Origin of the sequence: Vicingus serpentipes, from assembly GCF_007993035.1 — a bacterium.
GTDB classification, from domain to species: domain Bacteria; phylum Bacteroidota; class Bacteroidia; order Flavobacteriales_E; family Vicingaceae; genus Vicingus; species Vicingus serpentipes.
The window spans coordinates 287477-303238 of sequence record NZ_VOOS01000004.1; the positions used below are offsets into that span (position 1 = coordinate 287477).

Consider the following 15762-nt stretch of genomic DNA (forward strand, 5'->3'; position numbering starts at 1 on the left):
CTTAAAGATACATTAAGTGCCCTATTAAAAAATAGAGGAAAAGACCAAAAATATCATTTACAGTAGTTATAAATGGGCCTGTAGCAAGAGCTGGGTCAACTTTATATTTGTTTAATAACAAAGGAACTATTGTTCCGAATAAGGCTGCAAAAATAATTACCGATAGCAAAGCAATACTTACTGTCAAGCTTAAAGCTGTTGATGCTTCAAAAAAGAAACAATATCCAAAAATTAATGAAGAGAGAACAACTCCATTAATCAATGCCACACCTAATTCTTTTAATAATTTACTCCACAACCCATCTAGCCCTAAAGAATTATTTGCTAAACCTTGTACTACAATTGCTGAAGATTGAACTCCAACATTTCCGGCCATTGCGGCAATTAAAGGAATAAAAATAGCCATTTCTGGATGTAATTGTAATTCATGTTCGTAATTTCCAATAACTCTTGCCCCAAGAATACCTCCAAACAATCCAATAAATAACCAAGGCAACCTCGCCCTAGTTAACAACCAAACACTATCGGAAGACTCTACATTTTCAGAGATACCAGATGCCATCTGGTAATCTTTTTCAGCCTCTTCTTTAATTACTTCTACAACATCATCTATGGTTATTCTACCAAGTAAACGGCCAATTTCATCTACAACAGGAACAACAACTAAATCATATTTATCCATAATATTCCCAACTTCTTCATCTTTCACATTTGCTTTTACAGATATAATATTGTCGTTGTAAATGTCTTTTATTTTCTTGTTGTCGGGTGTTAACAACAGTCGTTTTAGAGAAACAATACCTTGTAAAATATTTTTATCATCTACAACATAAACTGTGTAAACTTGTTCTATGTCTTGAGATTGAATTCTTAATTCGTTAATACAAGTTTTAATGTCCCAGTTAATATCAACTTTAAAAAGCTCTTTTGCCATTAATCCACCAGCAGTATCTTCCTCGTAGCTCAAAAGATCAACAATATCACTTGCTTGCTCAAAATCTTCAAGATGAGAAATTACTTCATTCTTTTTTTCATCAGACATTTCTGCCAAAACATCGGCAGCATCATCAGAATCCATATTATCAATAAACTGCTTGGCAATTTCTTCAGATGAAAGAGAATTTAAAATTCGCTCTCTTGCACCTTCATCAAGTTCAATAAGAATGTCCGCCGCTTGTTCTTGAGAAAAGAATTGGTAAAAAGCAATCGCTTCTTCTAATGTTTGTTCATCAATAATTTCAGCAATATCAGCAGATTGAAGACCATCAATAAGCTCCAAAACTTTAGACTCGTTGTTTACTTCAACAGCGAGATTAAGTGTTTCTAAAAAATCTTTTGTTAACTCGAATTGCATTATTACTTGTTTTAAGCAAATGCAAAACTACAAATTTAAATAAGGCTAAACTATTAATTTAAAGTGTCTAACAGGTTTGTTAGCTCAATAAATTGTTCAACAGAGAGTTGTTCTGGACGAAGTCGAAAAACAGGCATTTCTTTAAGCGTTTCATTTAAAAAAGGTTTTAAAGAGTTGCTTAATGTTTTCCTTCGCTGGTTAAACGCTGTTTTCACAATCGTTTTAAATAGAGTTTCGTTACAATCTAATTTGCTTTTGTTGTTTCTTGTTAGACGAATAACACCAGATTTCACCTTTGGAGGAGGGTTAAATACGTTTTCATCAACTGTAAATAAATAGTCGATATCATAAAAAGCTTGCAGCAAAACACTAGTAATTCCGTAAACTTTACTTCCTGGTTTAGAGGCAATTCTTTCTGCCACTTCTTTTTGAAACATACCAACAACCTCTGGTATTTGATCTTTATAATCCAACACTTTAAAAAGTATTTGTGTTGAGATGTTGTATGGGAAATTACCAATTATTGCAAAAGGTTCTTTACCTGTTATCTCTTCCAGATTCATATTCAAAAAATCCCCTTCAACGATATTCTTTTCTAGTTCAGAAAAGTGTTTTTTTAGGTAAATTATAGATTCAGAATCAATATCTATAAGGTAAGTTTGGTAATTGTTGTTTTGAATTAGAAATTGAGTTAAAACACCCATTCCAGGACCAATTTCTAATACTTTTTTATAATTTTTCGCTAAAGTTAGTCCGTTTACTATGTTTTGAGCAATAGTTAAGTCAGTCAAAAAATGTTGTCCAAGGTGTTTTTTAGCTTTTACCTCTCCCGAATCTTTTCTAGGTTCGTGCTGCTTAGTGTTTTCAAGCACTTTTGAACGATTATTCTTTTTATACTTCAATTTTTCAGATAAAAATTCTTAAATAATATTAATACTTTAGCGTTAAAGACAAAAGTAATGAAAAGCTACACGATGAAATGGATTCCCTTTTTTGTTTTATTTTTCCTTGTAAATAAATGTTTTTCAAATCAAATTGAATATTTAGCTAACACAAATGCAATTGAAAGAGTAGAGTTTAAATTAAATGAATTAACTCTAAATCAGTTGGCAATAGCAATGCCTTTTGCAAAAGAGCTAATTCTTAATCCAGAACAAAAAAAAGCTTTAACAGAAAAAGCTATTATTAAAGTTGAACTGGTATACACTAAACACAGAACATCTCCTCTTTTTGATCAAAAAAAACTAAACATAGACCGACTAAAAGAACTGCAAAAACTACTTCCGGTAGTTTTTGAAAATCCTTTGTGGGATTTTGAATTAATTAGTCAAACAAAAGGGCGCTCTAGAGAAGATTGCAAAAAAATGTTTCATGGTTTTGTTTTTACTTTTCGTCCTAATTCAACTAAAGAGACACTTCAGTTAGAAGCTGAATATATTCAAAGGTTAGTATTACAATCAATAAAGAACGATTCTTTAAAAAATAGCTCAAATAAATTGGAGTTAATTGCTGATATTAAAACAAGGTGGGATAATAGGGTAGGTTATGTACACGACACGATATGGAAAGAAGAGGAGGAGGTTCCTGTTCCTCATTTTTTCTATGATCAATCACTTTACCAAGATTCTACGGTTTTAAATTCATTTTCAAGGAATAAAAAATGGAATAACTTTATTGTTGTTACAGATGTAACCGGAAGCATGTCGCCATATATAGCTCAAGTATTTATGTGGTTAAGAGAACAAACAAAAGAAACAAGTGCTCAAGGGTTTGTTTTTTTTAATGATGGAGACAATAAGCCATCAAACAGAAAGAAACCACTCGAAACAGAAGGTGTTTATGTTGTTAATAACAATTCTACAGAAGAGGTAATGTTGATGGCAGCAAAATGTATGAAAAAAGGGTCAGGAGGAGGAGAAAATTTAGAGAATGATATTGAAGCAATATTATTAGGCCAAAATCAATATAAAGAGATTGATGAGGTAGTTTTAGTTGCAGACAATAGGGAAAGCATGAGAGATTATAAATTTATTGAAAAAATAAAAAAGCCAGTTCGTATTATTTTATGTGGTTCTGATAAGCGTGTTAACATTCAATATTTAGATTTGGCAAGACAAACTAAAGGTTCGGTTCATACAAAAGTAAATGATATTTTAAACCTTGATAGCATAGAAAATGGCGCTCATTTTTTTATAGGAGAATTTGAGTATTTATTTGAAAATAACCAATTTCATTACTTGTATAATTAATATTATTTAGAATCAATCTAAATAAATTTCCTTGTTTTTTTATCATTGTAATATTCAGTACAATCTCTACCTTTGTACTATATATTTAAAAAATAATTTGACGATATTATGAGTAAAGGAATCTCAAACACTTCTGTTGGAAAAAAAGTGTTGATGGCCTTATCGGGCTTTTTTCTGATGTTTTTCTTATTGCAACATCTTTTAATAAATATGCTTTCTGTTATTAGTCCAGATGCATTTAACGAAGCTTCTCATTTTATGGGGACCAATCCATTGATTCAGTATGCGCTGCAGCCTGTCTTGATTTTTGGTGTTGTTTTTCACCTTGTAATGGGGATGAGATTAGAAGCTAAAAATAGAGCTTCTAGACCAATTAAATATGCCATGAACAAGCCAAGCGAAAATGCATCTTGGATGAGTAGAAATATGATTATTACTGGTATTATGGTCATGTTGTTTTTAGCGCTTCACTTTTATGATTTTTGGATTCCAGAAATTAATACAAAGTTTATTCAAGGAGATATGAGTGGAATGATGCCTGGTATTGAGGGATATAGATATTTTGTCGAATTACAACATAAATTTGTAAATCCAGTAAGAGTTGGCTTATACATTTTATCTTTTGTGTTTTTGGCTTTACACCTTTTACATGGCTTTCAATCTGCTTTCCAATCGGTTGGGTTCAATCATAAAAAATATACTCCAGTATTAAAAAAATTAGGAAACATATACGCAATAGTAGTTCCTTTAGGATTTGTTGTTGTAGCTATTTTCCATTTTATTAACGCATCTCATTAAAATCTATTTTAGATATGTCAAAATTAGATTCAAAAATACCAGAAGGTCCTTTAAAGGATAAATGGACAAAACATAAAAACGACATTAATGTTGTTAATCCTGCAAATAAGCGTCATATAGATATTATTGTTGTTGGTACAGGTTTAGCAGGAGGTTCTGCAGCTGCTTCTTTAGCAGAAATGGGGTATACTGTTAAGGCTTTTGCTTATCAAGACTCTCCGAGAAGAGCTCACTCTATTGCTGCTCAAGGAGGAATAAACGCTGCAAAAAACTATCAAAATGATGGTGATTCGACTTATCGATTATTTTATGATACCGTTAAAGGTGGTGATTATCGAGCAAGAGAAGCTAACGTTTATCGTTTAGCAGAAGTTTCAGGTAACATAATAGATCAATGTGTTGCTCAGGGAGTTCCTTTTGCAAGAGATTATGGTGGTTTGTTAGACAATCGTTCTTTTGGTGGTGTTTTAGTTTCTAGAACTTTTTATGCTAAAGGACAAACAGGACAGCAATTATTGCTAGGAGCATATTCTGCAATGAATCGCCAGATAGGAAAAGGTAAAATTACTATGTATAACCGTCATGAGATGATGGACTTGGTAATTGTTGATGGAAAAGCAAGAGGTATTATTGCTAGAAACATGATAACTGGAGAAATAGAAAAACATTCAGCTCATGCTGTAGTAATTGCTTCAGGTGGTTATGGTAATGTTTTCTATTTATCAACAAATGCCATGGGTTCTAACGTTAGTGCAGCATGGAAAATACATAAAAAAGGAGCTTACTTTGCTAATCCTTGTTACACACAGATTCACCCAACTTGTATTCCTCGTTCTGGCGAAAACCAATCTAAATTAACTTTGATGTCTGAATCATTAAGAAATGATGGAAGAATATGGGTTCCAAAAAATTTAGAAGATGTAAAGGCTATTCGTGAAGGAAGAAAAAAACCAACAGACTTAAGTGAAGAAGAAAGAGATTATTACTTAGAAAGAAGATACCCTGCTTTTGGTAACTTAGTTCCAAGAGATGTTGCTTCAAGAGCAGCAAAAGAAAGATGTGATGCAGGTTATGGTGTAAATGCAACAGGGGAAGCAGTATATTTAGATTTTAAATCAGCGATTAATAGATATGGAAATGAAAAAGCACATGTCTTAGGTATTCATAACCCGAGTGAAGCAAAAATTATAGAGTTAGGAGAAAAGGTTGTTGAAGAGAAATATGGAAATCTTTTCCAAATGTATGAGAAGATTGTAGATGAAAATCCATATAAAACACCTATGATGATTTATCCTGCCGTTCACTACACAATGGGTGGTGTATGGGTTGATTACAACTTAATGACAACTATTCCAGGTTGTTATGCAGCTGGAGAAGCAAACTTCTCTGATCATGGAGCAAACAGACTTGGGGCTTCTGCTTTAATGCAAGGTCTAGCAGATGGGTATTTTGTTTTACCTTATACAATTGGCGATTATTTAGCTAACGACATTAGAACGGGAAAAATTTCTACAGATTTACCTGAGTTCAACCAAGCAGCTAATGAAGTAAAAGAGCGATTAGAAAAACTAATCAATTTAAAAGGAACAAAGTCGGTTGATTATTTCCATAAAAGATTAGGGAAAGTGATGTGGGATAAAGTAGGGATGGCAAGAAATGCAGAAGGTCTTAAAGAGGCTATGGATGAAATCAAACAGATTAGAGAAGAATTCTGGAAAGATGTTCGTGTTCCTGGAGGAATGAATGAGTTAAATCCTGAATTAGAAAAAGCAACAAGAGTTGCTGATTTCTTGGAGCTAGGAGAGTTATTTGCTAAAGATGCTTTAGAAAGAAATGAATCATGTGGAGGTCATTTTAGAGAAGAATCGGTGGAGTTGGATGGAGAGCAAAAAGGAGAAGCAAAAAGAGATGATAAAAACTTTGCTTATGTAGCAGCTTGGGAATATAAAGGAGACCCAAGAGATGCTGTAATGCATAAAGAAGAATTAACATTTAATGACATAGAACTTAAACAACGTTCTTACAAATAACAAACTATGAATCTTACATTAAAAGTTTGGCGTCAAAAAGATGCAAAGGATAAAGGTGGTTTAGAAACCTATCAAATTAAAGACGTATCAGAGCATTCTTCATTTTTAGAAATGTTGGATATGTTAAATGAGCAGCTAATAAATGAAGGTAAAGAGCCTGTAGCTTTCGATCATGATTGTAGAGAAGGTATTTGTGGAATGTGTTCTTTATATATTAACGGAGAAGCTCATGGACCAGATAGAGGTGTTACTACATGTCAGTTGCACATGAGAATGTTTAAAGATGGAGATACTATTTTTATTGAGCCATTCAGATCAAAAGCATTTCCAGTGTTAAAAGATTTAATTGTTGATAGAGGTTCTTTTGAAAGGATTCAGCAAGCTGGAGGGTTTATCTCTGTAAATACTTCTGGTAATACTCAAGATGCAAATGGATTACCAATAGCAAAACCAATGGCAGATAAAGCTATGGACGCGGCTACTTGTATTGGTTGTGGAGCTTGTGTAGCTACTTGTAAAAACTCCTCAGCAATGTTGTTTGTTGCTGCAAAAGTTTCTCAGTACTCATATTTGCCACAAGGTCAAGTAGAAAGAAAAGAGCGTGTTCTTAATATGGTTGAACAAATGGATAAAGAAGGGTTTGGAAACTGTACAAATACAGGGGCTTGTGAAGTTGAATGTCCAAAAGGAATTTCTTTAGAATTTATTGCAAGAATGAATAGTGAATATTTAGGAGCTTCAGTTAAATCTGAGAACTAATAAGAAAATAATAATAAAATAAAAAAGCCAGACTGTTTGTCTGGCTTTTTTGTTGTTAGGAATACTTTTTTTATTTGACAATTAACTTTTCAGTCTGAACATTATTATCAGCATTGAACTCTATAAAATAAAGACCTGAAGATAATTTATTTGTTTTATCAATTTCTAGATTGTATTTCCCGGCAGAAAAATGAGCGTTATTTACAATCCTAGTTACCTCTTTTCCTAATACATCTTTAATTTTTACATTTAGTTGAGTAACATTATTTTTTATGAAAAAGGATAGAGTTGTTTTGTCTGACATTGGATTAGGAAACACTTTTATACTATTTACGTTATTAATTGCGTTTATACTAGTTGAAATAGCATCCATAAGGTTTATGTCGTCTATATAAAAGTTATTCCCTCCATTGTTCTTAAAACGAAATTTAAAACGAACATTACTTTCGTTTGCAAGTGAACTCAAATCAATTGATGCGCTATCCCAATCGTTTAAATTAGGGATAAAAGGAGAGTTTGTTGCATTTGAAGTAACCATTGATGAGCCAGCTGTTGCAGATTTAATTGCCCAAGTATTACCACAATCTGTAGAGTAATAGATTACTAATTGATCATTTCCTCCAGATAGCTTTTTAGCAAAAGCCCACTTATAAGTTAAAGTTGGCGAGCTAAGTGTTGATAATTTAAATGAAGGGCTTATTGCTTCTGTTATATCTCCAGCACTATTGGAAATATTATTGACCATCATTGAACGAGATCCTGTATAACTTGCTGTAGTGTTATTTTGCCAATCACTTCCACTTTGAGTTTGTATTGTCCAGTCATTATTAAATAAAGAAGTATTTTCAAACCCTTCAGAGAAAGGTAAAATATAATCTGCTGTAATACTGCTTACTGTTATAATGTTATTCTTAATCATAGGATCAGCAAAACCAGCAGCATTTCCTGGAGCATAAATTACACTATAAATACCTTCAGTATTGTAAATAATAGTTGGACTTTCTAAAGTAGAAGTATTTGGAGTTCCTCCAATAAAATCCCATGACCATTGAGTTTGAATTCCATTGTATGTATTAAAATCATTAAAAGATATTGCGTCACCTTCACAAACCCATTCTTTATTATAAGTAAAATCGGCGTCCCATAATTTACAAACCGGATCTTGAATATAAGGGTCTTCGGTTCCTGTTAATGCAAGGTTACTTAAACTAACCATTGTTTGTCTTTTACCATTATCTGAATTCAAGGCTGAATGCATTCTTTGTTTTTGTCCTTCTGTAAACATAACATCACAAAAGTTATACTCCATATAATTTTGAACATTATCTATTGATCCACATGAGTTTGATGTTGCCAGACAGCCTGTTTGTCCAATTGTGTTTGGAGTATCTGTAACACCATCATCAGCATCACAATTACTAGCCACTTGAGGATCGTTAGTGCTTCCCCATAGATGAGCTAAATTTAACCAATGACCAACTTCATGTGTTACTGTATTTCCCAATTGTTGGTATCTTAATACTATACCATCTTGATCCATACCAACTGTTCCTGGATAATAAGCGTAACCTCCTGCACCATTTGCTAAAACAACCCCCATCCATATATTCAAATAAAATCTTCCATTTCTATTCCATGATTCAGCACCCGGCAAAAATTTAGCACTTTCATCCATTGCAAAAGTTAGCGTACTTTTTGTCCTTGTAATACCTTCTGTACAATTTCCTTCAGGGTCTAGTCTAGCCAGTCTAAATTCAATTTCAGAATCTGCAGCAATACTTGCAAATGCAGGATGAACATTGGCGATGTCAATATTTAACTTTTGAAAATCTTCATTTAATTTTAGAATTTCCTCTTCAATTGTAGCTCTAGATATGTTTTCGGGACCATTATTATGGATAACGTGCCAAACAACAGGAATAATATAACTAATTACTTTTTTACCATTAGCACCTGTTTTAACCTCTCCATAATGTTCTTGAGTCCATTTCAATGCTTTTTCATGAGCATCATTTAAAAGTTGTTTTTTTAATGGATTGTTTTTGATGATTTCATTATTCCTCTCACTTGCACTGCATTGGCGATAATCAACTCCAGGTATTCCTTTTTGAGAGAAAGAATAGAAAAAAAACAAAAAAAATAAAACAGTAAAGAATGATTTCATAAAAGTTGATTTTCATTAAAAAAGCCCGGAAAAATAATTTTATCCGGGCTTTGTTAAACTTATTAATAAGCTGTTATTTCACAATTAATTTTTCAACTTGAACATTGTTATCAGCATTAAACTCTATAAAATAAAGTCCAGATGATAATTTATTTGATTTATCAATATTCATAGTATACTTTCCAGCGCTAAACCCAGTATTACTTACAACTTTGGTAACTTCTTGACCAAGTACATCTCTAATAACAACATTTAAGTTAGATACATTGTTTTTCAAAAAGAAAGACAATGTAGCATTCTCTGTCATAGGATTAGGGAAAACTTTTAAGTTGTTCACAGGAGCAACCTCATTTATTCCAACAGTAGAAGATGTTCCCATAATGTTTAAATCATCTAAAAAGAAGTTGTTACCTGCATTGTTTTTAAAGTATAATTTAAACCTAACATTCGTTTCTGCAGCTAAAGCACTTAAGCTAACTGTTGCGCTATCCCAATCTGCAGCACTTGGAGTAAATGCTGAATTTGTTGCAGATGCTGTAGCCATAGAAGTTCCGGCTTTAATGGCTAGGATACTCCAGGTTCCTCCACAATCTGTTGATTTATAAATAATAAATTGATCATTACCTCCAGTAAGTTTTTTTGCAAAAGCCCATTTATAAGTAAGTTTTGGGTCTGTCATAGTAGACAAATCGTAAGAAGGACTAATAGCTTCTGTAATATCTCCAGCACTATTATTAAAGTTATAAACTCTTAAAGATCTATTTCCTGTGAAACTAGCTGATGTTGATGTTTGCCACCCATTACCACTTTCTGTTTCAATTGTCCATTCATTTATAAAACTAGTATTGTTTTCAAAACCTTCAGCAAAAGGAAGAACATAGTCTGCTGTAATACTACTAACAGTTATAATATTATTTTTGACAGCAGGAGTTGCAAATCCAGCCCCATTTCCGGGAGAGTAAGTAACACCATAAACACCTTGAGAATTATAAGTAATTGCTGGTGAAGCAACACTTGATGCATTAGGTGTTCCTCCAGTAAAAGTCCAATCCCATTGGTCTGGAGTCCCATTATATGTTCCTTGGTCAGCAAAACTAACAACATCTCCTTCACAAATATATTCTTTGTTATAAGTAAAATCTGCACCTAATAAACCACAAACTGGATTTTGCACATAAGGATCATCGGTTCCAGTAAGCGCTCTGTTTCCAGCACTAACCATTGTTGCTCTAAATCCTGTGTTAGAATTTAAAGCTGCATGCATACGAGACTTTTGGCCATTTGTAAACATCACATCACAAAAATTGTAATCCATGTAGTTTTGGCTATTATCTACTGACCCACAAGAAACAGTACCTTCTGCACAACCAGTAGAACCAATTGTGTTTGGAGTATCTGAAATACCATCATCACTACTACAGTTTGTAGATAAACCAGGTTCATTTGTACTTCCCCACATGTGAGGAAGATTTAACCAGTGACCAACTTCGTGGGTTACAGTGTTACCTAGTTGACCTGCTCTTAAAACAATACCATCTTGGTTCATAGGAACATTTCCTGGATAAAAAGCGTAACCACCAGCACCACTTTCAATAGAAGACCCCATCCATATATTAAGGTAATATCTTCCATTTCTATTCCATGATCTTGCTCCGTTAATAAATTTTGAATTTTCATTCATTGCGTAAGTTGCAACATTTTTTGTTCGAGTTATTCCTTCAGTACAATTTCCATCAGGATCAAGTCTAGCTAATCTAAATTCAACCTGAACATCTGCTTGAATACTAGCAAAAGCAGCATGAACATTTCCTGCATCCGGATTCAACAATTGATAATCTTGATTTAACTTAAGTATTTCATTATCTATTGTAGCTTTCGATATGTTTTCAGGACCATCATTATGAATAACATGCCATACAACAGGCATTACATAAAGAATAGTTTTTTTTCCTGTAACAGGGTCAATAGTAACATCAGTCGGATGTGTTTTTTCATATTCCAATGCCCAGGCGTTAGCTTGTTCCCAGCTTGCACGAATTTCTGGATTGTTATCCATTATTTCATTGTTCTTCTCTGCAGCAGAACAAGATCTGTAATCAACTCCAGGTATTCCATTTTGAGCAACAGCAAACAACGTTGCGAAAGCTAAAATTGAAGATAAAGTAATTTTTTTCATAGTTAAGTTTATTGTGATAAGTCTATAAAGTTAAGCATTTTTCATTTAAATATTTGTTAAATTTTTAAAATGATTGTATTCCTATACTTTGTTAATAGTAGGCTGTTTATAATTTTAATGCAGAAGCAATAAAAGCAAAACCAATAAACAATAGTATTGTAAGGTAAAAAAATAATTATGAAAAACATAAATAATTTAATTGTTGTTGGTATGCTTGGGGGATTATTATTTGCATGTGTCCCAGCAAAAAAATACGAAGAATTAAAGTCTAAACAACAAGCTTGCTCTGAAGAAAATGAAGCATTAAAAGCGTCAAACCAAAACTTAGAAGAGCAAAATAAAGAAATGCAGTTAAGCATAGAAGAGCTAAACAAAAGAATTAATCAATTAGTAGCTGATACTTCTATGATTGGAACTTCATTAAGACAAATGACCACAAATTATGACAACATTAATAAAACATATCAATTGTTGTTAGATAAAAATAACGAGCTATTAGCTGGGAATAAATCAACAACAGAAAAGCTAATGAAAGAGTTGCAAAAAGCCCAAGAAGATATGCAAGCTCAAGAAGATGCTTTAAGAACGTTGGAATCGTCACTTCACAAAAAAGAAGAAAATTTACAACGATTAACTGCAGAACTTGATGCTAGATCAAAAAGAGTAAATGAACTTGAAGCGATGATTAGCAGAAAAGACTCATTGGTTACAGCACTTAAAAATAAAGTAAAAGATGCTTTACTTGGTTTTGAAAATAATGGATTAACGATTGAACAAAAAAATGGAAAAGTTTATGTTTCTCTTGACGAAAGTTTATTATTCTCTTCTGGAAGTTATTCTGTAGGAAGTAAAGGTACAGATGTGCTAAAAAAATTAGCTAAAGTGTTAGAGCAAAATCAAGACATTAACATTGTCGTTGAAGGACATACTGATAATGTTCCTTTAAATGGAAAAGGAGACATTAAAGACAATTGGGACTTAAGTGTTAAAAGAGCAACTTCTGTTGTGAAAATAATTACAGATAATAGTACTGTTAACCCTAAAAGATTAACTGCAGCAGGGAGAGGGGAGTATTTACCGTTGGATATGACAAACACTGCTGACGGAAGAAAAAAGAACAGAAGAATAGAAATTATTTTAACTCCTAAATTGGATGAATTGTTTGAACTTTTAGAAGCTAATTAATCTATTGATTTAAACAAAAAAGCCCAATCAATTTGATTGGGCTTTTTTATAAGATAATATATTTACGCACTAACTGTTTCCAGTTGTCTATCTACCTTTTTAAATAGCCCTTGTAACACTTTTCCTGGGCCAACTTCAGTAACAGAAGTTACTCCATCAGCCAACATGTTTTGCATTGTTTGTGTCCATTTAACAGGAGCAGTTAACTGAGCAATTAAATTTTCTTGTATTTGTGTAGCATCAGTAATTGCTGAAGCTGTTACATTTTGATATATAGGACAAGTTGGATTACTAAAAGATGTATTTAGTATAGCTTCTTTTAATTCTTCTCTTGCAGGTTCCATTAAGGGAGAATGGAAAGCTCCACCAACAGGTAAAACCAAGGCTCTTCTTGCTCCAGCTTCAGTTAATTTTTCGCAAGCAATATTAATTGCCTCTACAGTTCCAGAAATAACTAATTGACCAGGACAGTTGTAGTTTGCAGGAACAACAACTCCATCAATTTCAGCACATACGTTTTCTACTACTTCATCTTCTAAATTTAAGATAGCAGCCATGGTTGAAGGAACAACTTCACAAGCTTTTTGCATCGCTAAAGCTCGTTGAGAAACCAATCTTAACCCATCTTCAAAAGTTAAAACACCATTAGCTACCAATGCTGAAAACTCTCCTAAAGAGTGTCCAGCTACAGCTTCAGGGTTAAAATCGTCGCCTAAAGTTTTAGCTAAAATAACCGAATGCAAAAATATTGCAGGTTGAGTAACTTTTGTTTGTTTTAATTCTTCATCAGTTCCATTGAACATAATGTCAGTTATGCGGAAACCTAAAATTTCATTTGCTTTTTCAAATAGCTCTTTTGCTAAAGGAGAATTATCGTAAAGGTCTTTTCCCATCCCAATAAATTGAGAACCTTGACCTGGAAATACGTATGCTTTCATTTATTATAAGTTTTAGTTTTAAGGCAAAAATAAAAATATATCATAAACAAACAGAAGGCTTTTAGAAATTAAAAAAATGTTAACACAGAAAACTCTAATGGTCAAACTAACAAATTTGTTAACTTTATGCACCTATGAATCGAAAGACTATTCGTATTATAATTTTGCTAGCAACGGTTTCGTTAATCGGAATTATTGCTACACAGTTCTTTTGGGTAAAAAATGCTTACAATCTAGAAGAAAAGCAATTTAACGAGCGAGTTAGTCTTGCATTAAGTAATGTTACTCACAAACTGTTGAGTATTAATAAAGATGAAGCTGAAATTTTTAACCCTGTTAAACAGATTTCCTCTAATTATTTCATTACTACAATTAACGATACAGTTCATCCATATTTACTAGAAACACTTTTAAAAAATGAATTTATTGAACGGAATATCAATGTAAATTTTGAATACGTTATTTACGATTGTTTTACCGATTCGATTGTTTTTGGTGATTTTATTTCATTAGATAAAACGGAGCAAGATCAACTCCAATCAAAATCTTATAATATTAAATGGGATAGAGACGGTCATTATTTTGGAGTTTATTTTCCAACTAAGTTGACTTATATTATTAATCGAATGGGAATTTGGATGTTTTCTTCTTCTATTATTTTAATCATCATTATTTTCTTTGCTTATACAATTAACGTAATTCTTAAGCAAAAGCGGTTATCAGAAATTAAGAACGACTTTATTAATAACATTACACACGAATTTAAAACCCCAATTTCTACCATATCGCTTTCTGCTGATGTTTTGTTACAGCCAAATTTATCTCCAGAGCGATTAAAAAATTATGCGAAGATAATTAAGGACGAAAATAATCGTTTGAAAAATCAGGTGGATAAAGTACTGCAGCTTGCAACATTAGAAAAAGATAAGCTAAAATTAGAAAACGAAAAACTAGATTTACACGAAATAATAAACGATTCAATTAAAAGTTTTGAATTACTAGCTAAACAACAAAAAGGAAAAATAGTAAGTAATTTAACAGCTAGTAAATTTATTATTTATGGAGATAGGGTTCATATTTCTAATATCCTTTACAACCTAATTGATAATGCAATTAAGTATTCACCTGAAAAACCCAAAATTGAAATTGCTACTAACTCTACCGATGAACATATTGAAATTAGTGTAAAAGATAATGGATTAGGAATTCCTGAACAAAGCCAGAAAAACATTTTTGAAAAATTTTATAGAGAGCCAACAGGAAATAGGCATGACATACAAGGTTATGGCTTAGGACTTAATTATGTAAAAGCGATTGTAGAGGCTTATAAGGGTAAAATTAAGTTAATTAGTAAAGAAGGAGAAGGTTCAACCTTTGTAATAAAACTTCCTTTTAAAAAATAAGACATGGATAAAAAAACACACATATTATTAGCTGAAGATGACAATAACTTAGGGTTTGTTATACAAGATAATTTAATGGTGAATGGTTTTAAAGTAACCCTTTGTGGAGATGGCGAAGAAGCATTAAAAGCATTTGCAAACAATCAGTTTGATATGTGTGTGTTAGATGTCAATATGCCACGAAAAGATGGGTTTGCAGTTGCTGAAACTATAAGAGAAGTGAACCCAGATATGCCGATTGTTTTTTTAACTGCTAAAACAATGCAAGAAGATAAAGTAAAGGGATTAACAATTGGTGCTGATGATTACATTACAAAACCTTTTGATTTTCAAGAGTTTATATTGCGAATAAATGCTATTTTAAAAAGAAGTGGAGTTACTACTGAAGAAAAAGTTGAGAAAATAGAACACTACACAATTGGCAGTTATTCGTTTGATGTAAAAAACCAAAATTTGGCACATAAATCAGGAGATAAAAAATTAACCAAGAAAGAGACTCGAATTTTAACTTTTTTATGTGAACACATTAATGACATTGCTCCTCGTGATTTAATATTAAAAAACATTTGGGGGAATGACGATTATTTTAGTGGAAGGAGTATGGATGTTTTTATTTCTAAACTGCGTAAATATTTGAGTGAAGATTCTACAATTCAAATTAATAATATACATGGAGTTGGATTTAAATTAGAGGTGAAATAAATCC

At 32.3% G+C, this 15762-nt stretch carries 12 protein-coding genes; 7 read left to right on the forward strand and 5 right to left on the reverse strand.

Annotated elements, in window-relative coordinates:
* Window position 1: 1 nt before the first annotated feature.
* Together mgtE and rsmA are read right to left on the reverse strand one after the other, a co-directional pair.
* Window positions 2-1354 (reverse strand): magnesium transporter, encoded by a 1353-nt coding sequence (gene mgtE, locus FRY74_RS10040; RefSeq protein ID WP_223265864.1) that lies wholly within the window; start codon window positions 1352-1354, stop codon window positions 2-4.
* Window positions 1355-1407: 53 nt separating this feature from the next.
* Window positions 1408-2226 (reverse strand): 16S rRNA (adenine(1518)-N(6)/adenine(1519)-N(6))-dimethyltransferase RsmA, encoded by an 819-nt coding sequence (gene rsmA, locus FRY74_RS10045; protein ID WP_147101236.1) that lies wholly within the window; start codon window positions 2224-2226, stop codon window positions 1408-1410.
* Window positions 2227-2313: 87 nt separating this feature from the next.
* Here rsmA and FRY74_RS10050 point away from each other — a divergent pair, with 87 nt between their 5' ends.
* The 4 genes from FRY74_RS10050 (at window position 2314) to FRY74_RS10065 (ending at window position 7190) form a co-directional block, all read left to right on the forward strand.
* Complete coding sequence (locus tag FRY74_RS10050; RefSeq protein ID WP_147101075.1) at window positions 2314-3603, forward strand: hypothetical protein; 1290 nt, start codon at window positions 2314-2316, stop codon at window positions 3601-3603.
* A gap of 108 nt (window positions 3604-3711) precedes the next feature.
* A complete protein-coding gene (locus tag FRY74_RS10055; RefSeq protein ID WP_147101077.1) occupies window positions 3712-4401 on the forward strand; it encodes a succinate dehydrogenase cytochrome b subunit in 690 nt (229 codons plus the stop codon).
* 14 nt (window positions 4402-4415) lie between these two features.
* On the forward strand, window positions 4416-6431 hold the full coding sequence (locus FRY74_RS10060; RefSeq protein WP_147101079.1) for a fumarate reductase/succinate dehydrogenase flavoprotein subunit: 2016 nt from the start codon (window positions 4416-4418) through the stop codon (window positions 6429-6431).
* A gap of 6 nt (window positions 6432-6437) precedes the next feature.
* The gene (locus FRY74_RS10065) at window positions 6438-7190 is read left to right on the forward strand and encodes a succinate dehydrogenase/fumarate reductase iron-sulfur subunit (protein ID WP_147101081.1); all 753 of its coding nucleotides are present in this window, start codon (window positions 6438-6440) and stop codon (window positions 7188-7190) included.
* Between the two features lie 70 nt (window positions 7191-7260).
* Here FRY74_RS10065 and FRY74_RS10070 read toward each other — a convergent pair whose 3' ends face one another.
* Both FRY74_RS10070 and FRY74_RS10075 read right to left on the reverse strand, forming a co-directional pair.
* Window positions 7261-9354 carry a M43 family zinc metalloprotease gene (locus FRY74_RS10070; RefSeq protein WP_147101082.1) on the reverse strand — a complete coding sequence of 698 codons (2094 nt, stop codon included), beginning with the start codon at window positions 9352-9354 and terminating at the stop codon, window positions 7261-7263.
* 73 nt (window positions 9355-9427) lie between these two features.
* Window positions 9428-11530: a M43 family zinc metalloprotease gene (locus FRY74_RS10075; RefSeq protein ID WP_147101084.1), complete on the reverse strand. Its 2103-nt coding sequence runs from the start codon at window positions 11528-11530 to the stop codon at window positions 9428-9430.
* A gap of 177 nt (window positions 11531-11707) precedes the next feature.
* On the opposite strand from FRY74_RS10075, the gene FRY74_RS10080 reads away from it, so the two are divergent.
* Complete coding sequence (locus FRY74_RS10080; RefSeq protein WP_147101085.1) at window positions 11708-12715, forward strand: OmpA family protein; 1008 nt, start codon at window positions 11708-11710, stop codon at window positions 12713-12715.
* A 62-nt stretch (window positions 12716-12777) separates the two neighbouring features.
* Here FRY74_RS10080 and fabD read toward each other — a convergent pair whose 3' ends face one another.
* The gene (fabD, locus tag FRY74_RS10085) at window positions 12778-13653 is read right to left on the reverse strand and encodes an ACP S-malonyltransferase (protein WP_147101087.1); all 876 of its coding nucleotides are present in this window, start codon (window positions 13651-13653) and stop codon (window positions 12778-12780) included.
* A 134-nt stretch (window positions 13654-13787) separates the two neighbouring features.
* Here fabD and FRY74_RS10090 point away from each other — a divergent pair, with 134 nt between their 5' ends.
* A complete protein-coding gene (locus FRY74_RS10090; RefSeq protein ID WP_147101088.1) occupies window positions 13788-15056 on the forward strand; it encodes a sensor histidine kinase in 1269 nt (422 codons plus the stop codon).
* 3 nt (window positions 15057-15059) lie between these two features.
* Entirely contained in the window at window positions 15060-15758 is a 699-nt protein-coding gene (locus FRY74_RS10095) for a response regulator transcription factor (RefSeq protein WP_147101090.1), read from the forward strand.
* The last annotated feature ends 4 nt before the right edge of the window (window positions 15759-15762 follow it).